The sequence below is a fragment of the Mesorhizobium sp. M1078 genome (assembly GCF_040318615.1).
GTDB lineage: Bacteria > Pseudomonadota > Alphaproteobacteria > Rhizobiales > Rhizobiaceae > Mesorhizobium.
On the sequence record NZ_JAMYMP010000001.1, the window covers coordinates 596,545 to 618,700 of the forward strand.

At 64.4% G+C, this 22,156-nt stretch carries 21 protein-coding genes; 12 read left to right on the forward strand and 9 right to left on the reverse strand.

All coding sequences use genetic code 11. The annotated features are described in order from the left end of the window. Positions 1 to 50: 50 nt before the first annotated feature. From NKH38_RS02985 to NKH38_RS02995, 3 genes are all read right to left on the reverse strand, one after another. A complete protein-coding gene (locus tag NKH38_RS02985) occupies positions 51 to 1,016 on the reverse strand; it encodes a hypothetical protein (RefSeq protein WP_023683101.1) in 966 nt (321 codons plus the stop codon). Between the two features lie 128 nt (positions 1,017 to 1,144). After that, a complete protein-coding gene (locus NKH38_RS02990) occupies positions 1,145 to 2,647 on the reverse strand; it encodes a helicase HerA domain-containing protein (protein ID WP_023683100.1) in 1,503 nt (500 codons plus the stop codon). A gap of 137 nt (positions 2,648 to 2,784) precedes the next feature. Continuing rightward, positions 2,785 to 3,426, reverse strand: a complete 642-nt coding sequence (locus tag NKH38_RS02995; protein WP_023750095.1) for a glutathione S-transferase family protein — start codon at positions 3,424 to 3,426, stop codon at positions 2,785 to 2,787. A gap of 146 nt (positions 3,427 to 3,572) precedes the next feature. Here NKH38_RS02995 and NKH38_RS03000 point away from each other — a divergent pair, with 146 nt between their 5' ends. Next, complete coding sequence (locus NKH38_RS03000) at positions 3,573 to 3,803, forward strand: hypothetical protein (RefSeq protein WP_023726475.1); 231 nt, start codon at positions 3,573 to 3,575, stop codon at positions 3,801 to 3,803. Positions 3,804 to 3,936: 133 nt separating this feature from the next. On the opposite strand, the gene NKH38_RS03005 is transcribed toward NKH38_RS03000, so the two are convergent. Further along, complete coding sequence (locus NKH38_RS03005) at positions 3,937 to 4,422, reverse strand: hypothetical protein (protein WP_023669704.1); 486 nt, start codon at positions 4,420 to 4,422, stop codon at positions 3,937 to 3,939. 175 nt (positions 4,423 to 4,597) lie between these two features. On the opposite strand from NKH38_RS03005, the gene NKH38_RS03010 reads away from it, so the two are divergent. Then, the gene (locus NKH38_RS03010) at positions 4,598 to 4,963 is read left to right on the forward strand and encodes a RidA family protein (protein ID WP_023707576.1); all 366 of its coding nucleotides are present in this window, start codon (positions 4,598 to 4,600) and stop codon (positions 4,961 to 4,963) included. A 104-nt stretch (positions 4,964 to 5,067) separates the two neighbouring features. Continuing rightward, on the forward strand, positions 5,068 to 6,294 hold the full coding sequence (locus tag NKH38_RS03015; RefSeq protein WP_352759011.1) for an amidohydrolase/deacetylase family metallohydrolase: 1,227 nt from the start codon (positions 5,068 to 5,070) through the stop codon (positions 6,292 to 6,294). Positions 6,295 to 6,448: 154 nt separating this feature from the next. Here NKH38_RS03015 and NKH38_RS03020 read toward each other — a convergent pair whose 3' ends face one another. Then, positions 6,449 to 8,239: a flavin-containing monooxygenase gene (locus NKH38_RS03020; protein WP_352759014.1), complete on the reverse strand. Its 1,791-nt coding sequence runs from the start codon at positions 8,237 to 8,239 to the stop codon at positions 6,449 to 6,451. A 396-nt stretch (positions 8,240 to 8,635) separates the two neighbouring features. Here NKH38_RS03020 and NKH38_RS03025 point away from each other — a divergent pair, with 396 nt between their 5' ends. From NKH38_RS03025 to NKH38_RS03055, 7 genes are all read left to right on the forward strand, one after another. Then, positions 8,636 to 8,725 (forward strand): K(+)-transporting ATPase subunit F, encoded by a 90-nt coding sequence (locus tag NKH38_RS03025; protein WP_023691936.1) that lies wholly within the window; start codon positions 8,636 to 8,638, stop codon positions 8,723 to 8,725. 18 nt (positions 8,726 to 8,743) lie between these two features. Further along, positions 8,744 to 10,447 (forward strand): potassium-transporting ATPase subunit KdpA, encoded by a 1,704-nt coding sequence (kdpA, locus tag NKH38_RS03030; protein WP_352759017.1) that lies wholly within the window; start codon positions 8,744 to 8,746, stop codon positions 10,445 to 10,447. Positions 10,448 to 10,455: 8 nt separating this feature from the next. After that, on the forward strand, positions 10,456 to 10,683 hold the full coding sequence (locus NKH38_RS03035; RefSeq protein WP_023733576.1) for a hypothetical protein: 228 nt from the start codon (positions 10,456 to 10,458) through the stop codon (positions 10,681 to 10,683). Continuing rightward, complete coding sequence (gene kdpB, locus NKH38_RS03040; RefSeq protein ID WP_023828336.1) at positions 10,680 to 12,773, forward strand: potassium-transporting ATPase subunit KdpB; 2,094 nt, start codon at positions 10,680 to 10,682, stop codon at positions 12,771 to 12,773. Before NKH38_RS03035 ends, kdpB begins: the two co-directional genes overlap by 4 nt. Before the next feature lie 12 nt (positions 12,774 to 12,785). Continuing rightward, entirely contained in the window at positions 12,786 to 13,352 is a 567-nt protein-coding gene (gene kdpC, locus NKH38_RS03045) for a potassium-transporting ATPase subunit KdpC (protein WP_352759022.1), read from the forward strand. Positions 13,353 to 13,419: 67 nt separating this feature from the next. Further along, on the forward strand, positions 13,420 to 16,152 hold the full coding sequence (locus tag NKH38_RS03050) for a DUF4118 domain-containing protein (RefSeq protein ID WP_352759025.1): 2,733 nt from the start codon (positions 13,420 to 13,422) through the stop codon (positions 16,150 to 16,152). Then, positions 16,149 to 16,841, forward strand: a complete 693-nt coding sequence (locus NKH38_RS03055) for a response regulator transcription factor (protein ID WP_023686548.1) — start codon at positions 16,149 to 16,151, stop codon at positions 16,839 to 16,841. The genes NKH38_RS03050 and NKH38_RS03055 overlap by 4 nt, the downstream gene beginning before the upstream one ends. A 15-nt stretch (positions 16,842 to 16,856) precedes the next feature. Here the strand turns inward: NKH38_RS03055 and NKH38_RS03060 are convergent, their stop codons facing one another. Then, the gene (locus tag NKH38_RS03060; protein WP_023669715.1) at positions 16,857 to 17,447 is read right to left on the reverse strand and encodes an invasion associated locus B family protein; all 591 of its coding nucleotides are present in this window, start codon (positions 17,445 to 17,447) and stop codon (positions 16,857 to 16,859) included. A gap of 248 nt (positions 17,448 to 17,695) precedes the next feature. Between NKH38_RS03060 and NKH38_RS03065 the strand changes: the two genes are divergently transcribed. Together NKH38_RS03065 and NKH38_RS03070 are read left to right on the forward strand one after the other, a co-directional pair. Then, entirely contained in the window at positions 17,696 to 17,968 is a 273-nt protein-coding gene (locus NKH38_RS03065) for a hypothetical protein (RefSeq protein ID WP_352759028.1), read from the forward strand. 122 nt (positions 17,969 to 18,090) lie between these two features. After that, complete coding sequence (locus tag NKH38_RS03070) at positions 18,091 to 18,567, forward strand: NUDIX hydrolase (protein ID WP_023669717.1); 477 nt, start codon at positions 18,091 to 18,093, stop codon at positions 18,565 to 18,567. Between the two features lie 6 nt (positions 18,568 to 18,573). Here the strand turns inward: NKH38_RS03070 and NKH38_RS03075 are convergent, their stop codons facing one another. From NKH38_RS03075 to NKH38_RS03085, 3 genes are read right to left on the reverse strand one after another with little or no spacing between them, the layout of a single operon-like run. After that, on the reverse strand, positions 18,574 to 19,440 hold the full coding sequence (locus NKH38_RS03075) for a citryl-CoA lyase (RefSeq protein ID WP_352759030.1): 867 nt from the start codon (positions 19,438 to 19,440) through the stop codon (positions 18,574 to 18,576). Beyond that, a complete protein-coding gene (locus NKH38_RS03080; protein WP_352759033.1) occupies positions 19,437 to 20,615 on the reverse strand; it encodes a CaiB/BaiF CoA transferase family protein in 1,179 nt (392 codons plus the stop codon). The genes NKH38_RS03075 and NKH38_RS03080 overlap by 4 nt, the downstream gene beginning before the upstream one ends. Positions 20,616 to 20,630: 15 nt before the next feature. After that, complete coding sequence (locus NKH38_RS03085) at positions 20,631 to 22,154, reverse strand: tripartite tricarboxylate transporter permease (protein ID WP_023686551.1); 1,524 nt, start codon at positions 22,152 to 22,154, stop codon at positions 20,631 to 20,633. Positions 22,155 to 22,156: the final 2 nt, after the last annotated feature.

Here is a 22,156-nt window from a genome sequence, read left to right on the forward strand (position 1 = left end):
CCGCCCAGCCAGTCCGCGCCGCCGACAATGCCGAGCCGAGGACTCATCCCTCACGGCCCGGTGCAGATCGGCAACGGTTGTGGCGGCGGTGGCGGGTTGTCCTTGGCGTATTGCGCGATGATCGGCTCAAGGCTCTTTCGCGGCCAGAATTTCGGCTTGCCGATCTCCTTCAGGCAGGACGCATTCCAATAGGCGCCCGATTTACCAACGGCGGTGATGTCGCGCGATTCCGGGTAGATATAGAGCGTCGTCGGATTGCCCTTCACCATCGAAATGATCTGGTCGGCGTCGGACGGCGACCAGCTGGTGCAGCCATTGCTGCGGCCGCCGGCATAATCCACCAGCTTGCCGTATGGCACGAAGCCGTCATGGTCGGCATAGGAGCTGTTCGGGTTCTTGCGCAGGCACATGCCGCGCAACAGCCGCGCCGCGTGGCCACCGATCACCCGCTGCCTGGCATTCGCCGTCTCCCCCTCACCGTCGAACTGGATGAAGGTGCGCAGCAGCGCCTGGTCCTTTTTTGCGCCGATGCGGTAAAAACCCTTGAATGAGATCTTTGCCTCGCCGGTCATATAGGCGCCACCGGTCGTCAAGGACGAGTCCAGGGCATTGCCGAAGTTTTTCGCGCAGCGTTTGCCGTTGGAGAAATCGACCACGCCTTTCAAATTGCGGCCGCCGCCATGGCCCGACGAGATCGCCCTGAACGACTGCTTGGCCTCGCAAATGACGTAGTAGCGCCGCCCTAGCACGCCATTGCCGAGATCGCCGGGGCGAGTCGCATCCATGGCGAAATAGCAGCCATTGTGGACCGCGCCTTGCGCGACCTTCTTCAGGTAAAGCGCGCGCGCCCGCTCCAGCACCACTTGCGAAATCTCGCCGTCGTCATTGCCGACATGGGCCTGCAGCCAGGCCGGTATATCGGAGGACGCGGCAAAAGACCGGGCAGACATCGTCAAGGCGATGCCGGCGACGGCGAGGAGGCCAAAGACAAAGACAGCCAGAGATTTCAACCGCACCGGACAACCCTCCCGCCCGAACCGTTCTGCGATTCTCGGAAACCCATCATAAATCGTCGCGCGCCGATCGGCGAAACACATCTTGTTCAGAACCGCGCAAGCAAGTCAGGTAGCTGCCTGTTCGCCTTTCACAGCGCCAGGCTGCCCTGTTCCGCCTCCGCGGCATTGGGGTCGCCCGGCGCCGTCGCCCAGGCGAGCTCGACCAGCGTCACCGTGCGGCGGCCGGTGCCGTCGAGCTGGCAGACGATGAGGCCCTGCTCCTCGATATAGGTGAGCAGCCGCCGGGCGCGCCGCAGCGAATGCGAGCCGTAGGCGCGCGCGATCGCCGCGTCGCTCGGGCACGGCCAGCCCTCCTTGGCGGCGCGGGCGATCATCATGAACACGCCCTGCATGTCCTCGGGCAGCAGCGAGGCGCGCACGGAAACGTCCTGCCAGGCGTCATCGCCTGCCATGTCGGCGCCGAGCCCGGCGCGGGCACGCGTCAGCATGCGACGGAATTCTGAGAGGTCCGGCACCACCGAAGCGAGGCCTTCGATGCGGCAGCGGACGACGAACTCCTGATAAAGCACGCCGATGACGCGGAAACCCGCATCGGGCTGCGCCAGGATGGCGCGCAGGACACGGTCCACCCGCTCTCGCCGGTCGGCGATATCCTCGGCGCTTACCGCCGGTTCCGCAGGTTCCGGGCGGATCTCCATCGCCGCAGACTTCGCCGCCATCAGCTGGTCGAGCAAATCGGGCGACGCCATCCGGCGCGGCGCGCGCATCGTCTCGGGCGGCGGCGCTGCCAGGATGATGGCCCGTGCGTCCTCGAGCGCTGTTTCCGGCATTGCCATCAGCCGCGGCGTACCGTTGCGCGGGCTGGTCTCGGTCTGGCCGATGCGCACGCCGAGCGGGCGGCGCGACAGCGCCGGTCCCAGCGCCATGAAGTGCCCGCGCTCCAGATCGCGAAACGCCTCCGCCTGGCGCCGTTCCATGCCCAGAAGGTCGGCGGCGCGCGCCATGTCGATATCGAGGAAGGTACGGCCCATGAGGAAGTTGGACGCCTCCGCCGCGACATTCTTGGCGAGCTTTGCCAGCCGCTGCGTGGCGATGATGCCGGCAAGGCCGCGCTTGCGGCCGCGGCACATCAGATTGGTCATGGCGCCGAGCGAGAGCTTTCGCGCCTCGTCGGACACTTCGCCTGCCACGGCGGGCGCGAACAGCTGCGCTTCGTCGACCACCACCAGCATCGGATACCAATGCTCGCGGGCAACCTCGAACAACCCGCCGAGAAAGGCAGCGGCGCGGCGCATCTGGTTCTCGGCATCGAGCCCTTCGAGATTGAGCACGGTGGAGACGCGATGGATGCGCGCCCGCTCGCCGGCTGCTTGCAGGCCACGCTCCGTATGCTCCTCGGCATCGATGACCAGATGGCCGTAATGGTCGCCCAGCGAGACGAAATCGCCTTCCGGGTCGATGATGGTCTGCTGCACCCAGGGCGCGCTCTGCTCCAGTAGCCGGCGCAAAAGGTGCGATTTGCCGGAGCCGGAATTGCCCTGCACCAGAAGCCGGGTGGCCAGCAGCTCCTCAAGGTCGAGCGCCGCCGACGCACCCGCCGTCGTCTGTCCCATCTCGATGGCTACGGTCATGTCACGACTCTCCTTGCGGACAGGGCTTATCAACCCGGCCGCGAGCCGTCGAGCGCGCCATGGCAACTCGCCCGCTGTTCCACACCTATGCTGCCAAAGCGCCACACATCAGCCCATCTGCCCAAAGGGAAGGCACGTCAAGCGGAGTTGACCGGCGGCAGAAGCGGCGCGTCCAGCCCGTCGAAGGGATCGCGCCAGGCATCGATGGCTTCGAGCCGGCGATACCAACCCAGAACATAGGGATAGTCCGCCAGCGGCAGGCCGGCTGCATCGTTGAACGGCAAAAAAGTCGCCATGCGGAAATCGGCATAGGAAAGCGACTTGCCCACAAGCCATGGCCGCTTGGCGAGCTCCGCCTCGAGAATCGCTGCCGCGATGCGGAACTCCGCCAGCCCCTCCTCGACCTTGCCCTGGTCGACAGGCCCAATCCCGTAGCGCTGCTTGGTTCCGCGCTCGAAATGCACGGTGTCGCAGGCCCGGACGAAATTTTCCTTGCCCCAGCTCAGCCAGCGGATCATGTCGGGTTGGTCGCCGCCGCCGCGCCAGAAATCCGAACCCGCTTCGCGCGACAGAAGGCAGGCTATGGCGTCGGCTTCCCACAGGCTGCCGCCCGGCCATGCCAATATCGGCAGGGTAAGATTGGGATTGAGCTGACGAAACCGCTCAGCCTGCCCGGGCGCCATGGGTGCCGCAAACTCAAACTCGACCTTGGCCTGCAGATGACGTGCCGTTGCAACCGCGAGGCGCGGATTGGGATTGCGGCTGAAGTACAGTTTCATGTCCGATCCTGGATGCTGTGGGCTCGATCCTATCAAACACGCAAACGTGCCATCTCGGCAATCTGGTCGGACCACGATTCCGCTGGCACACGCCGTCGTTCGGCGTATTATTTCCTTCGGGAGAGGGTTCTTGGCAGGAGGAAGCCATGAACGTAGTGCAGAGCGTACCTGTCATCGACGTGACAACCCAGAACCTTGTTTCCTCTGCGCTTTCCAGATTCCGCGCCGGCGATACCGTCTCGACCAGGGCGGCGCTCGACGCTATCCGCCGCATGGATCCAACCTGTGTCGACAGCGACGACGATCTCGTCGAGCTCGTCGTCATGGCGGCAATTGGTAAGACCATGGCGGTCGTGTTCGACCACCGCTCCCGCTAGCCCTGTGGGACGAACCTGTGCCGTTCAACTCGCTTGAGCTCGAGTGGATTCGGTTGGCGAGCTTTTACAACTGCAGCCCGGGAGGCGCACGTCTTCGTGCGCGAAGGCCGGCAATAGCATAAGCGGGCAAGACTCAGATCCCCAAGGGATGCGGCATGTAGCCGACGAAGCCGCCGATCTTCCAGTGGCCCGCCACCTTCCTGCAAAAATACAGCGTCTGCCATTTCAGCTTGTCGACGCTGCCATCGGCCTTGGCCACCGAGCCGTTGAACTTCTTGTGCAGCACGGCGCGGTCGCCATCGACGTCGATGTCGCGCATGTTGGTGACGCGAAACAGCGCCTCGCGCAGCGGCTCGGCGAATCTGGCCGCCGCCGTCTCCTTGGCCTGGCGCAGCCATTCGTCGCGATAGACGGCAAGGCTCGGGAATTGCAGACGCCAGGCGTCGGCATCGCTGAGGAAATGCGCATGCATGCCGAAGAAGCTGTCGGCGAGGAAATCATCCTCGACCATCGACCAGTCCTGACCGATAAAGGCGTCGATGTCGCGCCGCACCAACATTTCCCAGAGCGCGTGGCGATCGGCATCGCCCTCTGGAAACGGGTTCTTGTCGAAGGTCATTGAAATCTCCTGTCGGGAAAATGCGACGCGCAAGATGCTGGCGAGCCTGCGATAAAGCAACACGCGTTTGGAAAAATGCTGCTTTCCAAAAAGCCCCCTATGAGGATCACCGGGACAGGCGTAGAGCGGTCGGCGAAAACGGGACGCGGCCCGCCATTCTGAACAGGAGTTTCCTTTGCCTAAAGAGTGTTTTGGAACATCCCACGTGCCGCTGTCGCCGGCCGTGCGCGCCGGGGATTTCGTCTACATCTCAGGTCAGGTGCCGGTCGACAGCGACCGCATCGTGGTCAAGGGCGGCATCACCGAGCAGACCGAGCAGGTGCTGCAGAATGTGAAGGCGGCACTCGCGCTGGCCGGTTGCACCATGGACGATGTCGTCAAGACCACGGTCTGGCTCGAGGACGCGCGCGACTTCGGCGCCTTCAATGCCGTCTATGCCAAGCACTTCCCGAAGAATCCGCCGGCCCGCACCACGGTCGAATCGCGGCTGATGATCGACATCAAGATCGAGGTCGAAGCCGTCGCCTACCGGCCGGTTTGACCAGTCGGGGCATGATCCCGAAAGTGGAAACCGGTTTTCTCGGACAAACGGAAACCGTTTTGTCCAGAGATCATGCCCCAAAACAAAGAGAGAGGCAGGCGCCGATGCAGTTCGATCTCCTGATCAAGGGCGGCCGCCTGATCGATCCGGCCTCGGGCCTGGACGCGCCGCGCGATGTCGCCGTTGCGGGCGGTCGCGTCGCGGCCATCGAGACTGCCATCGACGCCGAGCATGCTACGCAGGTCGTGGATGCCAGGGATTGCATCGTCACGCCCGGCCTCATCGACCTGCACAGCCATGTCTATTGGGGCGGCACCTCGCTGGGCGTCGACGCCGACCGGCTGGCGGCCAAGAGCGGAACCACCACCTTCATCGATGCCGGCAGCGCCGGCGCCGGCAATTTTCTGGGCTTTCGCCGCCATGTCATCGAGCGCTCGAAGGTGCGTATTCTCGCCTACGTCAACATCTCCTTTGCCGGCATATTCGGCTTCTCGCAAAGCGTCTCGGTCGGCGAATGCAGCGATCTCAGGCTCTGCGAGCCACGCGAGACGGTGGCCGCGGTGCGCGAGCACGCCGATGTCGTCGTTGGGGTAAAAGTGCGCTCCGGCAAGCATGCCGGCGGCGCCAGCGGCATCGCCCCGGTCGATCTTGCGCTGGAAGCCGCCGACCAGGTCGGTCTGCCGCTGATGGCGCATATAGACGAGCCGCCGCCCGGCCGTTCCGAGGTGCTGCCACGGCTGCGCCGCGGCGACATCCTCACCCATTGTTTTCGGCCATTCCCCAACGCGCCGGTCTTCGCTTCCGGCGCGGTGCGGCCGGACATGCGGCTGGCCCGCGAACGCGGTGTCATCTTCGACATCGGCCACGGCATGGGATCGTTCGACTTCGCCGTGGCGAAAGCGATGCTGGCCGAGGGCCTCGCGCCCGACGTCATCTCCAGCGACGTGCATCTCTACTGCGTCGACGGTCCGGCCTTCGACATACTGGTCTGCATGTCGAAGCTGATGGCGCTGGGCATGCCGCTGGTCGAGGTGCTGCGCGCCGCCACGCAAAGGCCAGCCGAGGCGATCGCCAGGCCGGAGCTTGGGACGCTGAAAGTTGGCGGTGTCGGCGATGTCGCGGTGCTGAGACTGCGCCCCGGGCGCTTTACCTTCATCGATGCGGTCGGTGCGGCGCTGATCGCGGATCAGCGGCTGGTCTCAGAAGGCATTGTTATCGGCGGTGTCTGGTGGCCGAACGAGGCGCCCGACCACAACGAGACCGAGCGCTTCGAGCCGCATGCGGCACATACGCATGTCGAGGTCGCGGCACGGCATTTCGGGCGTGGATAATCTCCCTCCTTGAGGGGGAGATGGCCGGCAGGCCAGAGGGGGTCGGTTCGACCGGACGCAAGCTCCTCGCGGCAGCTGGAGGTCAGCGCTCCACGCGCGGCGACCCCCTCTGTCGCCTTCGGCGACATCTCCCCCTCGAGGGGGGAGGAGATCGCTAGCGCCCTGCGTTACTCACCGCCCCAAACACCGGCGTCGCAATCCCTTCCATCCGCGCCTTGATCTGCAGCGCCACATATTTCGAGTAAAACCGCGACAGCGCCAGATTGCCGCCGTGGAACCACAGCGCGTCCTGCGCCGTCGGCTTCCACATGTTGCGCAGCTCGCCTTGCCAAGGACCGGGATCGCCCTTGACGCCGGAGCCGAGGCCCCAGCATGGCCCGACCTTGTCGGCGACCTCGCGCGAGACGATGGCCGCCACGGTCTCGTTCATCGACTGGTAGCCGGTACAGGCGACGATCGCATCGACGGCCAGCTCGCTGCGGTCGTCGAACAGGATGCCGGTCGGCGTCAATGAACTGATGCCGACGCCGCTCTTCACTTTGATCTCGCCATTGATGATCAGTTCGCAGGCGCCGACATCGATGTAGTAGCCGGAGCCGGTGCGGTAGGCCTTCATCAACAGCCCGGTCTCGTCCTCCCCGAAATCGATGGCGAAGCCGGCGGCGCGTAGCTGGTCGTAGAAGTCTGCGTCGCGTGCCTTGATCACCTCGTAAAGATCCCGCTGGCCCTTGGGTACAAGCGCGAACGGCGTGGACGCGACGATCAGGTCGGCCTTGTCGGTGCTGATGCCGCGCGCCAAGGCCTTTTCCGAGAAGATCTCGAAGCCGACTTCCATCAGAGTGTCGGATTTCACCACTGTCGTCGGCGACCGCTGGATCATGGTGACGTCTGCGCCGCTCTCCCAGAGGTCGACGCTGACATCGTGCCCCGAGCTTGCCGCGCCGATGACAGCGACACGTCTGCCGCGGAATTTCTCGCCGCTTGCATACTGGCTGGAATGCAGGAGTTCGCCCTTGAAGGTCTCGGCGCCGGGCAGCGCGATCTGGCGTGGCGGGCCATAGGCGCCGGTGGCAAAGACAATGTGCTTCGGCTTCAGCGTGATCTGCCGGCCGACGCGGTCGACCACCACAGTCCACACCTTCTCGGCCTCGTCATAGCTGGCGCTGAGGCATTTGGTGGCGACCCAGTAGTTGAGCTCCATCACCCTGGTGTACATCTCCAGCCAGTCGCCCATCTTGTCCTTGGGCGTGAACACCGGCCAGTTCTCCGGGAACGGAATGTAGGGCAGATGGTCGTACCAGACCGGATCGTGGAGCACGAGCGAGCGATAACGGTTGCGCCAGGAATCGCCGGGGCGCGCATTTTTCTCGATGATGATGGTGGGCACACCGAGCTGCCTCAGCCGCGCGCCGAGCATGATGCCGCCCTGCCCGCCGCCGATCACCAGGCAATAGGGCTGCTCAGTGGCGCCGAGATCGCGCGTCTCGCGCGCCCGCGCCTCCGCCCATGTCTCGCGTGCAGGGTCGGCCTTGTGGCGGATGCCGAGCGGCCGCGCCGGTCCCTTTTTCTCCTCGAACCCTTTGAGCTCCCGCACCGCCGTGAACAAGGTCCGGCAGCGGCCGTCCGTGAGGCGCACAATCCCTTCGCCCCGCGCGACCGACGTTTCGAACGTGAACCAGGCCTCGACGGTGCCCTCATCCGAGGTCGCCTCGCCGGACAGCGTCCAGTGTGAGGGCTTCGCTTCCGCCAGCGTCGCTTGCAGCATGTCGCGGATCGCACCGCGGCCTTCCATCGTGGTGATGTTCCAGGTGAAAGCCAGCAGATCGCGCCAGTAGCAATCCTCGACGAACAGGTTGGCGGCCGCCTCGGCGTCATCAGCTTCCAGCGCCCGTGCAAGCGCGCAAAGCCATGTCGCCGCCTGTTTCGATGGTGCCATGTCGAGCATCTGTTTTTCCCTCGTTTTGCGTTCCCATTGTTTCGAAAGACGGCGGCGCCGCAAGAGGGGTCGCGATATCATGGCGTCGGTTTCTAGCGGCCCGGAACGGAGCCATCTCCCGGAAATCTTTATAGGAATTTTATATCTTTCCTCCCGGCCCCGTCTCGAACCTTTATGGCGATCGGGTCCATATTCCACCACGAGCAAAACGCTCCGGACGCCGTAGCCTTCGAAGCTACGGCGGGTCGTTCTCATGGAATTTACGGCCTGCCAGCAACTGGCGCCAAGTACAAGCAAGGACCAACACAATGGACATTGTCGTCATCGGGATCGAGGTTTTGTTTTTCGCCCTTTCCCTCGCCTACATCAAAGCCTGCGACGCTCTTTAAGCGGAAGGATCGCAACATGTTTGTCGATTACATCCTTGGTGGCGGCGTGACCTTGTTCCTGCTCGTCTACCTCACATACGCCCTCGTTCGCCCAGAACGCTTCTGAAGCAAGGCACGGAAAGCCATGACACTCAACGGATGGATACAGATCCTGGTTTATTGCGGGATCGTCGTTTTGCTGGTGAAGCCGCTCGGCGGCTACATGTACCGCGTCTTCAATGGCGATCGCACCTTTCTCTCGCCCATACTCGGGCCCGTTGAGCGCGGCCTCTACCGCATTTCGGGAACCGGCGAGCTCGAGGAGCAGCACTGGACGACCTACGCGGCAGGAATCATCTTCTTCAGCCTTGCCAGTTTCCTGGTGCTGTACTTTCTGCAACGCCTGCAGGGCGTCCTGCCTTACAATCCGGCCGGGATGGCATCGGTCGAACCCAATCTCGCCTTCAACACTGCCGTCAGCTTCGTCACCAACACCAACTGGCAGAATTACGGCGGCGAAAGCACGTTGTCCTACCTCGTGCAGATGGCCGGCCTGACTGTTCAGAACTTCATGTCCGCCGCCGTCGGCATTTCCATTGCGGTGGCGCTGATCCGCGGCTTCGCCCGCGCCTCGGCCAAATCGATCGGCAATTTCTGGGTCGATATGACCCGCTGCACGCTCTACATCCTGCTGCCGCTCAGCATCGTGCTCACCCTTGTCTATGTCTGGCTCGGCATGCCGCAGACGCTCGGGCCTTATGTCGACGCCACCACGCTCGAAGGCGCCAAGCAGACGCTCGCCCTTGGGCCGGTCGCCTCGCAGGTCGCCATCAAGATGCTCGGCACCAATGGCGGCGGCTTCTTCAACGCCAACGCCGCGCATCCTTTCGAAAACCCCGACGCCATCTCCAACATGATCCAGATGGTGACGATCTTCGCGCTGGGTGCCGCACTCACCAACGTCTTCGGCCGCATGGTCGGCAACCAGCGCCAGGGCTGGGCGATCCTGGCCACGATGAGTGTGCTGTTCATCGCTGGCGTCGTTATCTGCTACTGGGCGGAAGCCGCGGGCAATCCGCTGGTCCATGCGCTGGGCGTCGACGGCGCCAACATGGAAGGCAAGGAGAGCCGCTTCGGCATTGCCGCTTCGGCACTATTCGCCGTCATCACCACGGCTGCGAGCTGCGGTGCGGTGAACGCCATGCATGACTCGTTCACAGCACTTGGCGGCCTGGTCCCGATGCTCAACATGCAGCTCGGCGAAGTCATCGTCGGCGGCGTCGGCGCCGGCTTCTACGGCATCGTCATGTTCATCGTCATCACCGTGTTCGTCGCCGGCCTGATGGTTGGCCGCACGCCCGAATATCTCGGCAAGAAGATCGAGGCCAAGGAGGTCAAGATGGCAATGCTCGCCATCCTAGCTCTGCCGCTGGTCATGCTGGTCTTCACGGCAATAGCGGTCGTGCTGCCAAGCGCCGTCGCCTCGATGGCCAATGGGGGTCCGCATGGCTTCTCCGAGGTTCTTTATGCCTACACTTCGGCGGCGGCCAACAACGGCTCGGCCTTTGGCGGCCTTTCCGGCAACACGCCCTGGTACAACATCACGCTCGGCATCTCCATGTGGGTGGGTCGCTTCTTCGTCATCATTCCAGCGCTTGCCATTGCCGGCTCGCTAGCGACGAAGAAGACGGTTCCGGCTTCCGCCGGCACCTTCCCGACCGACGGCCCGCTGTTCGTCGGCCTGCTCGTCGGCGTCATCCTGATCGTCGTCGGCCTGACCTTCTTCCCGGCACTGGCGATCGGACCGATCGTCGAGCACCTGGCTGCCATCAACGGCCAGACATTCTGAGGCTTGTCATGTCCTGGTTCTACCCAAAACGCATGAAGGCCCGGCCGCGAGCCGGCCCACGAGCCGGCAATGAGGGGGAGGAAACGCCCCCTCCCTTCCCCAGCGTATCTACCTTCCTCGGCCTCGCGGCAGTCATGATCGTGATCTGGCTGCTGGCCTATGGTCCGCCGCCCCTCTTTTCGGCATCCGATCGGTCGGTGCCGGCCAACAGTTCAGATTCTGGAGCCATCAAATGAGCCAGTCCAAATCCGCGGTCATCATGGATGCCCGCATCCTGTGGCCGGCCATCGGCGGCGCCTTCAGGAAACTCGACCCCCGCACGCTGGTCAGGAACCCGGTGATGTTCGTCGTCGGCATCGTCTCGCTTCTTACCACGGTCCTGTTCGTCAAGGATCTCGTCACCGGCGGCGGCGATTTCGGCTTTACGCTGCAGATCATCATCTGGCTGTGGTTCACCGTGCTGTTCGCCAACTTCGCCGAGGCCGTCGCCGAAGGCCGCGGCAAGGCGCAGGCCGATTCGCTGCGCAAGGCGCGCACCGAAACCCAGGCCAAGCTGCTTGCCGGCGAAGACCGCTCCAGGTTCAAGCTGGTGCCCGGCACCAGCCTGAAGGTTGGCGACATCGTGCTGGTCGAAGCCGGCGACATCATCCCGTCCGACGGTGAAGTGATCGAAGGCGTGGCCTCGGTCAACGAGGCGGCAATCACCGGCGAGTCCGCACCCGTCATTCGCGAATCCGGCGGCGACCGTTCGGCGGTCACCGGCGGCACGCAGGTTCTGTCCGACTGGATTCGCGTGCGCATATCAGCCGCCTCCGGCCACACCTTCCTCGACCGCATGATCTCGCTGGTCGAGGGTGCCTCGCGCCAGAAGACGCCCAACGAGATCGCGCTCAACATCCTGCTCGTCGGCATGACGCTGATCTTCGTGCTGGCCACCGCCACGATCCCGAGCTTTGCCTCCTATTCCGGCGGCTATATCCCGGTGACGGTGCTGGTCGCGCTGTTCGTCACCTTGATCCCGACCACCATCGGCGCCCTGCTGTCGGCCATCGGCATTGCCGGCATGGACCGCCTGGTGCGCTTCAACGTGCTGGCCATGTCCGGCCGTGCCGTCGAAGCGGCGGGCGACGTCGATACGCTTTTGCTCGACAAGACCGGCACCATCACGCTCGGCAACCGCCAGGCCACCGAATTCCGCCCGGTCAAGGGCGTCACCGAACAGGAACTGGCCGATGCCGCGCAGCTCGCCTCGCTCGCCGACGAGACGCCTGAGGGACGCTCGATCGTCGTGCTGGCCAAGGAGAAATACGCCATCCGCGCCCGTGACATGGCAACCTTGCATGCCAGCTTCGTGCCCTTCACCGCGCAGACCCGGATGAGCGGCGTCGACATCGATGGCTCGTCGGTGCGCAAGGGCGCCGTCGATTCGGTTCTCGCCTATGTCAGCCAGTCGACATCGGCCACTCACGGCACGCGCCCCGGCAGCGACACCGTCAAGGATCTCCAGGCGATCGCCGACGAGATCGCCAAGTCGGGCGGCACGCCGCTGGCCGTCGAGCGTGACGGCCGCCTGCTCGGCGTCGTCCACCTCAAGGACATCGTCAAGGGTGGTATCCGCGAGCGCTTTGCCGAACTGCGCAAAATGGGCATCCGCACCGTGATGATCACCGGCGACAATCCGATGACTGCGGCGGCGATCGCAGCCGAAGCCGGCGTCGACGATTTCCTCGCCCAGGCCACGCCCGAGGACAAGCTGAAGCTGATCCGCGACGAACAGGCCAAGGGCAAGCTGGTCGCCATGTGCGGTGACGGCACCAACGACGCGCCGGCCTTGGCGCAGGCCGATGTCGGCGTCGCCATGAACACCGGCACGGTTGCCGCCCGCGAGGCCGGCAACATGATCGACCTCGATAGTGACCCGACCAAGCTGATCGAGATCGTCGAGATCGGCAAGGCGCTGCTGATGACGCGCGGCTCGCTGACGACCTTCTCGATCGCCAACGACGTCGCCAAATACTTCGCCATCATCCCGGCCATGTTTGCCGTCTTCTACGTTGCGCCGGGACATACAATCGGCCCCCTGCAAGCGCTCAACATCATGCATCTGGCGACGCCGCAGAGCGCCATCCTGTCGGCCATCATCTTCAACGCGCTGATCATCATCGCTCTGATCCCGCTGTCGCTTAAAGGCGTCAAATACCGCGCCATCGGCGCCGGCGCGCTGCTCAGCCGCAACCTGCTGGTCTACGGCCTCGGCGGCATCATCGTTCCCTTCGTCGGCATCAAGGCGATCGACATGATCGTCACCGGCCTCGGCCTCGCTTAAGGAAATACGTCCATGCTCACTCAGATAAGACCCGCTATTATCATGATCGTCTTTTTCACCGTTTTGACCGGCCTGATCTATCCCCTGGGCATGACCGGCATCGCCCAGGCGCTGTTTCCGCACCAGGCCAATGGCAGCTTGATCGAGAAAAACGGCACGGTCATCGGCTCCGAACTGATCGGCCAGGGCTTTGCCGACGACAAGTATTTCCATGGCCGCCCCTCGGCTGCCGGCGACGGATACAACGCCGCAGCGTCCAGCGGCTCCAATCTCGGTCCAACCAACCCCAAGCTGATCGACCGCATCAAGGGCGATGTTGCAAAGCTGAAGGCGGAGAACCCGAACCAGCCGGTGCCGATGGATCTGGTGACGACGTCCGGCAGCGGCCTCGACCCCGCTATCAGCCCGGACGCCGCCTATTTCCAGGTCGCTCGGGTGGCCAAGGCCAGGGGCTTCGACGAAGCCAAGGTCAAGGCGCTTGTCGACAGCCATGTCGAAGGCCGCGAACTCGGCTTCCTCGGCGAGCCGGTCGTCAATGTGCTGGCGCTCAACCTGGCACTGGACGATACCAAGCAGTGAGAGACAATCTCTGAAGCCAGGGGCCGGGGATCGACACGATCCTCGGCGCCGTTCATGATCGAGCCTGATGCCGGACGCCAGAAGCAACTATACCAGACCCTCTCCGGACGCGCTGCTCGAGCATGCGGAACGGGAAGAGCGCGGCCGCCTGCGGATATTTCTGGGTGCTGCACCCGGTGTCGGCAAGACCTACGAAATGCTGATGGCCGGCCGCGCCATGCTTGCCGACGGCATCGACGTGGTCATCGGCATCGTCGAAACCCACGGCCGCAAGGAAACCCTGGCGCTGGTCGAAGGCTACGAGGTCATCCCGCGCCAGAAGGTCGAATACAAGGACCGCGTGCTGAATGAGATGGACATCGACGCCATCCTCGCCCGCCGGCCGGCGCTGGTGCTCGTCGACGAACTCGCCCACACCAACGCACCCGGCAGCCGCCACCCCAAGCGCTATCTCGACGTCCAGGAAATCCTTGCGCGCGGCATCGACGTCTACACCACGCTCAATATCCAGCATGTCGAGAGCCTGAATGACGTCGTGGCACAGATCACCCGCGTCAGGGTGCGCGAAACGGTCCCGGACTCCATCATCGACCAGGCCGACGACATCGAGATCATCGACCTCACGCCCGACGACCTGATCAAGCGGCTGAAAGAGGGAAAGGTCTATTTCCCCAACACTGCCCAGCGCGCAGTCGAAAACTATTTCTCGCCGGGCAATCTGACCGCGCTTCGGGAATTGGCGCTGCGCCGCACCGCCCAGCGCGTCGACGAGCAGTTGCTCAACCACATGCAGTCGCACGCGATTCCCGGCCCTTGGGCGGCGGGCGAAAGGGTGCTCGTCTGCGTCGATGCGCGTCCGGGCGGAGCGTCTCGTGTCCGCTATGCGCGCCGGCTGGCCGACCGGCTGCGCGCACCGTGGACGGCGCTGCATGTCGACACGCCGCGTTCGGCCGCCATGTCGGAGGAAGACAAGGACCAGCTGGCCACGCTCTTGCGCCTGGCCGAGCAGCTCGGCGCCGAGGTGACGACCATTCCGGGCCAGAACGTCGCCCAGGACATCGTCCGCCACGCCACGGCCAACAACTTCACCCATATCGTCGTCGGCAGGCCGACCCGCTCGCGCTGGCGCGAACTGATCGAGGGTTCGCTCACCTACGATCTGATCCGCAATGCCGGCGATATCAGCGTCCATGTCATTTCAGGAACGGAGCGCGACAACGAGGCCACGTCGAGGGTCAAGGCGGCGGCCGAGCAGACGCCATTTCAAATCTGGCCTTATCTTTTCTCGACCGTCTATGTCGCCGGCGCGCTTGCCGTCAGCGCCGTCCTCGATCAGTTCCTCGACGTTCGCAACCTTGCCAGCGTGCTTCTGCTGGCGGTGCTGACATCGGCAGTGACCTTTGGCCTGTGGCCGGCGCTGTACGCCTGTTTCCTCAGCGCCATTGCGTTCAACTTCTTCTTTCTCGAGCCGCGCTACACGATGACGATCCGCGATCCGGAGAGCATCGTTGCCTTCGCCGTCTTCCTCGTCGTTGCCGTCATCGCCAGCAATCTGACGGCGCGTGTGCAGCGTCAGGCAGCCGCCGCCCGTTCACGCGCCCGGGCCACCGAGGACATCTACCTCTTTTCAAAGAAGCTCGCCGGCGCCGGCACGCTCGACGACGTTTTGTGGGCCACAGCCTTCCAGATCGCCTCGATGCTGAAGCTGCGCGTGGTGCTGCTCCTGCCGGAGGACGGCACGATCACCGTCAAGGCCGGTTATCCCCCCGACGACACGCTGGCCGAGGCCGACATCGCGGCTGCACGCTGGGCCTGGGAACACAACCGGGCTGCCGGCCGTGGCGCCGATACCCTGCCCGGGGCAAAACGCCTCTACCTCCCCTTGCGCACCGCACGCACGGCCGTCGGCGTCGTCGGCCTCGACAATGACAAGCAAGGCCCGCTGCTGACGCCCGAGCAACAGCGCCTGCTCGACGCGCTGGCCGACCAGGCGGCGGTTGCCATCGAGCGCATCCAGCTGGTCGCCGATGTCGACCGCGCCAGGCTGGCGGCCGAGGCCGACCGCTTGCGCTCGGCACTGCTGACGTCGATCTCGCATGATCTGAAGACGCCGCTGGCGGCCATCATGGGCGCGGCCGGCACGCTCAGGGAATTTGCGCCGGCACTGCCCGAGAACGATCGGGCCGAGCTGCTGACCACCGTGCTCGACGAGTCCGAACGGCTGAACCGCTTCATCGCCAATCTGCTCGACATGACCAAGATTGAATCGGGCGCCATGGAACCGAATTTCGCCCTGCACTATGTCGGCGATGTCGTTGGCTCGGCCTTGCAGCGGGCACGCAAGATCACTGCCGGGCACAAGACCGAGGTTGATATTCCGGCCGACCTGCCGATGCTGAAGCTTGATCCCGTGCTGTTCGAACAAATGCTGTTCAATCTGCTCGACAATGCCGCGAAATACGCGCCACAGGGATCGACAATCCGGCTGCAGGGCTGGGCCGACAATGGCTCCGTCGCGCTGCAGATCATGGATGAGGGACCGGGCATTCCGCCCGCCGACCTGGAGCGCGTCTTCGACAGCTTTTACCGGGTGCGCAAGCGCGATCAGATCCAGGCCGGCACCGGGCTCGGCCTGTCGATCTGCCGGGGCTTCATCGAGGCGATGGGCGGCACGATCATGGCGGCGAACCGCAGCGATCGCCCGGGCGCAGTCTTCACAATCCGCATGCCGAGGTTGGTACAATCGTCCGATACGGACGTATCAGGTGTGGACGGGCAAAACTCTGGTGATCCGGCATGACAAATTCCAACGTCAGCATACTGGTCGTCGACGACGAGCCGCCGATCCGCAAACTGCTGCGCGTCGGCCTCGGCAGCCAGGGCTATGCGGTCAGCGAAGCGCCCAACGCCAAGGCTGCGATCGAACTCGTCGATGCACAAAAGCCGGATCTGATCCTGCTCGACCTCGGCCTGCCCGGCATGGGTGGCCTCGATCTCCTGCGGAAATGGCGCGACGACGGCCTCGACGTGCCCGTGGTCATCCTGTCCAGCCGCACCGACGAAGCCGGCATCGTCGCGGCGCTCGAACTCGGCGCTGACGACTACATCACCAAGCCGTTCGGCATGAACGAACTGGTCGCCAGAATCCGCGTCGCGCTGCGCCACAAATTCCAGCAGCAGGGCGAGAAGCCGGTGTTTCAGACCGGCGATCTCTCGGTCGACCTGGTCAAGCGCATCGTCAAGGTCGAAGGCAAGGAGATAAAGCTCTCCCCCAAGGAATACGACATATTGCGTATTATGGTGCAGCATGCCGGCAAGGTGCTGACCCACCATTTCATTCTGAGGCAGGTGTGGGGCGATTCGACCGACGTGCAGTATCTCAGGGTCTATGTCCGCCAGCTCCGGCAGAAGATCGAAAAGTCGCCCGACCAGCCGCGCTACATCACCACCGAAACCGGGGTGGGATACCGGCTGCGCGAGGTTGAGTAGCCGCGCGCTCGCTGCTCAGTCCGCCGAGAGTTCCGCGGTCCGTGCCAGTGCGCCGCCGAAGCCGTTGAGCGGGATGGTGAAACTCACCGCTTGACCGGTGTCGGCCGCGAAGGCGTCGATCTTCAGCGTGGTGGCTGCCTTGAGCAGCGGCGTGACGCTGGCATCGAACGCCACCGGCACCAGGCAGCCGACGGCCTGGCAGGTGTTGAACGGCAGGCTGCCTTCCAGCTTCTGGTCGTCGATGGTCAGGCTGACGCCTTTGGCGAGCGCCAGGCCGAACGGCAGCGCCAGCGTTCCGGCGGCATCCTCGCCGCTCTTGCTCGACAGCTCGATCGCCAGCAGGCGCTGGTTGGACTGCTTGTTGAACTGCTGATGCGACAGGCTGCAAACCTTGGCCGTGCCGGTTACCTGGCAATTGACCGTCCAGTCGCCATGTGTCTCGGACAGCGCCGAGGCGCCGCCAGGCAATGTCGGGCCGGCAGCAGGGGCGGGCGCTGCGGCGGCAGGCGCCGCCTTGTCGGTCTTGGTTTGCGCCGCGACTGCCACCGGGCCAAGAATACAGATGCTGCCCAGTAGCGCCGCGAAATATACTTGCCTGCTTTTCATCAATATGCTCCCGATTGTGCCTCGAGTCAGCCGCGATTGAGGCCGAGATCCGGGCCCGATAGAGCGGTCAATCGATCTTTTCTGTCAAGTGCGGCCGGGCCGCTTCCTCAGGGATTTCGCCAACCCGTGGCAGATCGGCCCATGGCAGACCGGCCCATGGCAGATCGAGACGAACGCCCTATATAGAGAGGAGGTTATATCTGTACGGGAATGAACTGATGTCGACGCTTCGCCTATCGACAGTTCTCATGTCGGCAATGCTGGCGGCGGCAACGCTCGCCGGCATCATGCAATCTGCTGCGGCTCAGTCCGGCAATCCCAGCGCCAACCGGCTGATCCAGCAGAACCAGCTGCAGCAATTGCGCAACAGCCTGCAGCGGCAGCAGTTCCAGCAACAGCAGCAGCAATATCGCGAGCAGGACCGTCGGATCGTGCCGCAGCCGCGCCCCGAAGTGCCCGTCGTCCGGCAAGCTTGTCCGATTCAGATCGTCAACAACCAGATTGTGCGTGTTTGCCGTTGATATCGGTCGCTTGCGATTTACTTAGTCGACTTATTTACTAAAAATGCCTCATTGCCTCGCGGGCATATCAGGGGTTTGCAGGCGGCGTGCGGCGGTGCGCCCGCCGACCGGATTTTCAGCACATGGCGACGACCAAGAAAAAGGCGGTACGCAAGGCAAGGCGAGGCGAACGCATTCGCCAGGTCGCCGCCATTCCCTTTCGTCTGGACGTTTCAGGCAATTTCGAAGTGATGCTGGTGACGTCGCGAGCGACGAAGCGCTTTATCGTGCCCAAGGGCTGGCCGATGAAAGGAAAGAGCGGGCGCAAGGCCGCCACCATCGAGGCGCGCGAAGAAGCCGGCGTGCTCGGCAAGACCCGCAAGGCGCCTGCCGGCAGCTATTCCTACTGGAAACGGCTGGAGCACAATTTTGTGCGCGTCGACGTCGTCGTCTATCTGTTGGAGGTGTCCGAGGAACTGGCCAACTGGCAGGAGGCCAAGAGCCGCCAGCGGGCATGGCTCAAGCCGCAGGACGCGGCGTTGCTCATCGATGAGCCGGATCTCTCGACGCTGATGGCCAACCTGGCGCCGCCTCAGCCGGCAGTGCCGGACCCGGCCTGACCAACCTCACTTGCCCTCGTCCCCTTCAGCGGGACCCTCATCCCCCTCAGCGGGAAATGGCCGCAGCGGCGTGCCCGTATAGGCCCACAGCCATTCGCTCGGCAGCGGCCCTTTGTTGCGCTCGCTTTGCTGCGACTGTTCCCATGCATGCGCCAGGATGCCGACCGAGCGCGAGAGCACGAACAGGCCGCGCGTCAACGGCGGCGGAAAGCCGAGCTCGCCATAGATGACGGCGGTGGCGCCGTCGATGTTGAGCGGTATTTTCTTCCCCTTGCGCCGTGCCACCTCTGATTCGACGGCCTCGGCGATGTCGGCAAAGCGTCCGCTGACGACGCCGCGCGCGGCAAACTCGCGCGTCACTGCGATCAGGCGCGGCGCGCGCGGATCGACCGGGTGGAAGCGATGGCCAAATCCCGGCACATAGCCTTTCTCCTCGGCGAAGAAACGGTCGAGCCGTGCGGCTACGGCTTGGTCCAGCGCAACACCCTGGTCAAGTGCCACGGCAATGTCGCCATAGAAGGACAGCGCCTGTTCGCCGGCGCCGCCATGCACGTCACCCAGCACGTTGACGGCGGACGCCATGGCGCTGTTGATGCCGACGCCGCAGGTGATGGCCATGCGGGCAATGGCGATCGACGGCGCCTGCGGCCCGTGGTCGACGGCCGCCCCCAGCGCAATGCCGAGCAGCGCCGCCTGCTCCTCGCTCGGCAATTCGCCGCGCAGCATCAGCCAGATCGTGGCCGGAAAGCTGACGCGGCCGATCAGCTCCTGGATTTCATAGCCGCGCAGCCGGATGATGCCGGGGCTCATCTCGATGATGCCGGTCTGCCACCATTCCTCGCCGCGTTCGCGGCCGGTTTTTCTCTCGCTCACGCGCTTCTCCTGGCGCGCGGCGGCAGGGTGGAAAAAACCTCGTCCATATGCTCGCCCAGCACAGGCGGCGGCAGGACCGGCAAGGGTGCCGCGCCATCGACCATGAAGCCGCCGCGCACCACGGTCAGCGGCTGCGCCATGCCGGGCAGACCCTGGAAACGCGCGGTCATGTCGCGCTCGACCACCTGGCGCTCGCCAAGCACCTGCGGGATCGTCAGCACCCGGCCCGCCGGAACGCCGGCGCGGTTGAACTTTTCTTCCCAGGCAGCCGCCGAGGCGCTCGCAAGCGCTGTCTCGATCAGCCCTTTCAAGGAGGCGCGGTTCTGCTTGCGCGTCTCGCGCTCGGCAAAGCGCGGATCGTCGGCCAGTTCCGGCTGGCCGATCAGCCGGCAAAGCGTGACGAACTGCTCCTGCTTGTTGGCGGCGATGTTGAGCAGGCCGTCGCCGGTGCGAAACGCGCCGGAGGGCGCAGCCGTCATGTTCTCATTGCCCATCGGCTGCGGCTCGACACCGGCGGTCAGATAGTTGGACACCGGCCAGCCCAGCGCCGACAGCGTGCATTCCAGCATCGAGACATCGAGAAACGCGCCCTCGCCCGAGGTCTTCTGCTTGACCAGCGCCGCGGCGATGGCGAAGGCCCCGACCAGCCCGCCCAGCGTGTCGGCGACGGGATAGCCGACCCGCAAGGGTGCTGTCTCCGGCGTGCCGGTGATGCTCATGATACCGGACAGCCCCTGGATGATCTGGTCGTAGGCCGGATTGTCGCGCATCGGCCCGCTCTGGCCGAAACCGGATATGGCGCAATAGACGAGACCGGGGCGGACCGCTTTCAGCACCTCATAGCCGAGACCCAGCCGCCCCATCACGCCCGGTCGAAAATTCTCGACCAGCGCGTCGGCCGAGGCGACGAGATCGAGGAAGCGTTCGCGGTCGGCTTCGCTTTTGAGATCCAGCACCACCGATCGCTTGCCGGCATTCTGCGCCAGGAACGACGCGCCCATGCCGGCTTTGTTGAGCGCCGGCGAGGCGCCGAGCTGGCGCGCCAGATCGCCGCCTTGCGGCGTCTCGACCTTGATGACATCGGCGCCGAGCAGCGCCAGCTGATAGGCACAATAAGGGCCCGCCAGCACATTGGTCAGGTCGAGGATGCGGATGCCGGCAAGCAGATCGGTCATGATGCTCCAGGTTGCTCAGGCATCGCCCGGCACATGCTCCGGTCCGCGACGGCGCCGGTGCTCGATGAAGGCCCAGATATGCGGCCCGGCTAGGCCGATGAAGGCGAGGATCAGCAGCACCAGCGACAGCTTGTGGGTGTAGAACACCGACCAGTCGCCGTTCGAGATCGTCATCGCCCGGCGGAACTGCGTTTCGGCGAGCGGCCCCAGGATCATGCCGATGATGACCGGCGCTGTCGGGAAATCGAAGCGCCGCATCAGGAAGCCGGCGGCCCCCAGGAGATAGAGGATGACGAGGTCGATCGGCGATTGCGAGATGCCGTAGGTGCCGACGGTGGCGAACACCAGGATGCCGGCATAGAGCTGCGGTGCCGGGATTTTCAACAGCCGTACCCACAGCCCGATCAGCGGCAGGTTGAGGACGACCAGGATGACGTTGGCGATGAACAGGCTGGCGATCAGGCCCCAGACCAGATCGGCCTGCGTCGTCAACAGCAGCGGTCCCGGATTGATGCCGTAGCTTTGGAAGGCCGACAGCATGATTGCGGCGGTCGCCGAGGTCGGCAGGCCAAGGGTGAGCATCGGCACCAGCACGCCGGCGGCAGACGCATTGTTGGCGGCTTCCGGTCCGGCAACGCCCTCGATGGCGCCGACCGTGCCGAACTCCTCCTTGTGCTTCGACAGCTTCTTTTCGATGGCATAGGACAGGAAGGTCGGGATCTCGGCGCCGCCGGCAGGCATGGCGCCGATCGGGAAGCCGATAAAAGCGCCGCGCAGCCATGGCTTCCACGATCGTCCCCATTCGGCCGCTGTCATGTAGAGCGATCCCTTGAGCGGCACGATCTCGTCCTTGCCGGCATAGCGGCGCGAGGCCATGTAGAGCGTCTCGCCGACGGCAAACAGGCCGACCGCGGCAATGATGACATCGACGCCATCGAGCAGTTCGTTCATGCCGAAGGTGAAGCGCGGCTGTCCCGTCTGCAGGTCGACGCCGATCATGCCGATGACGAAGCCGATGAACAGGCTGGTGAGGCCGCGCACGGAGGACGAGCCGAGCACCGCCGAAACCGTGATGAAGGCGAGCACCATCAGCGAGAAATATTCGGCCGGACCAAAGGCCAGCGCGAACTTCACCACCACCGGCGCCAGGAAGGCGACGCCCATCGTGCCGATGGTGCCGGCGACGAAGGAGCCGATCGCCGAGGTCGCCAGTGCCGCGCCGCCGCGACCCGAGCGGGCCATCCTGTTGCCTTCCAGCGCGGTGACGATGGTGGCGCTTTCGCCCGGCGTGTTGAGCAGGATCGAGGTCGTCGAGCCGCCATACATGGCGCCGTAATAGATGCCGGCAAACAGGATGAAGGACGCCTCTGGCGCCACCTGGTAGGTGATCGGCAACAAAAGCGCGATGGTCAGCGCCGGTCCGAGACCGGGCAGCACGCCGATGGCCGTGCCGAGCGTGGTGCCGACCAGGCACCACAGCAGGTTCATCGGCGAGAAAGCGACGGAAAATCCGTGGGCGAGATGGCCGAGCGTCTCCATGG

Excerpts from the sequence above, each read along its gene's own strand:
- NKH38_RS03005 (WP_023669704.1), bottom strand. The coding sequence starts at position 4,422 with ATGACCTTCGACAAGAACCCGTTTCCAGAGGGCGATGCCGATCGCCAC.
- NKH38_RS03020 (WP_352759014.1), bottom strand. The coding sequence starts at position 8,239 with ATGCTCGACATGGCACCATCGAAACAGGCGGCGACATGGCTTTGCGCG.
- NKH38_RS03080 (WP_352759033.1), bottom strand. The coding sequence starts at position 20,615 with ATGACCGATCTGCTTGCCGGCATCCGCATCCTCGACCTGACCAATGTG.
- kdpB (WP_023828336.1), top strand. The coding sequence starts at position 10,680 with ATGAGCCAGTCCAAATCCGCGGTCATCATGGATGCCCGCATCCTGTGG.
- NKH38_RS02990 (WP_023683100.1), bottom strand. The coding sequence starts at position 2,647 with ATGACCGTAGCCATCGAGATGGGACAGACGACGGCGGGTGCGTCGGCG.
- NKH38_RS03060 (WP_023669715.1), bottom strand. The coding sequence starts at position 17,447 with ATGAAAAGCAGGCAAGTATATTTCGCGGCGCTACTGGGCAGCATCTGT.
- NKH38_RS03000 (WP_023726475.1), top strand. The coding sequence starts at position 3,573 with ATGAACGTAGTGCAGAGCGTACCTGTCATCGACGTGACAACCCAGAAC.
- NKH38_RS03065 (WP_352759028.1), top strand. The coding sequence starts at position 17,696 with ATGTCGGCAATGCTGGCGGCGGCAACGCTCGCCGGCATCATGCAATCT.
- kdpA (WP_352759017.1), top strand. The coding sequence starts at position 8,744 with ATGACACTCAACGGATGGATACAGATCCTGGTTTATTGCGGGATCGTC.
- NKH38_RS03055 (WP_023686548.1), top strand. The coding sequence starts at position 16,149 with ATGACAAATTCCAACGTCAGCATACTGGTCGTCGACGACGAGCCGCCG.
- NKH38_RS03070 (WP_023669717.1), top strand. The coding sequence starts at position 18,091 with ATGGCGACGACCAAGAAAAAGGCGGTACGCAAGGCAAGGCGAGGCGAA.
- NKH38_RS03085 (WP_023686551.1), bottom strand. The coding sequence starts at position 22,154 with ATGGAGACGCTCGGCCATCTCGCCCACGGATTTTCCGTCGCTTTCTCG.
- NKH38_RS03015 (WP_352759011.1), top strand. The coding sequence starts at position 5,068 with ATGCAGTTCGATCTCCTGATCAAGGGCGGCCGCCTGATCGATCCGGCC.
- kdpC (WP_352759022.1), top strand. The coding sequence starts at position 12,786 with ATGCTCACTCAGATAAGACCCGCTATTATCATGATCGTCTTTTTCACC.
- NKH38_RS02995 (WP_023750095.1), bottom strand. The coding sequence starts at position 3,426 with ATGAAACTGTACTTCAGCCGCAATCCCAATCCGCGCCTCGCGGTTGCA.
- NKH38_RS03050 (WP_352759025.1), top strand. The coding sequence starts at position 13,420 with ATGCCGGACGCCAGAAGCAACTATACCAGACCCTCTCCGGACGCGCTG.
- NKH38_RS03025 (WP_023691936.1), top strand. The coding sequence starts at position 8,636 with ATGTTTGTCGATTACATCCTTGGTGGCGGCGTGACCTTGTTCCTGCTC.
- NKH38_RS03035 (WP_023733576.1), top strand. The coding sequence starts at position 10,456 with ATGTCCTGGTTCTACCCAAAACGCATGAAGGCCCGGCCGCGAGCCGGC.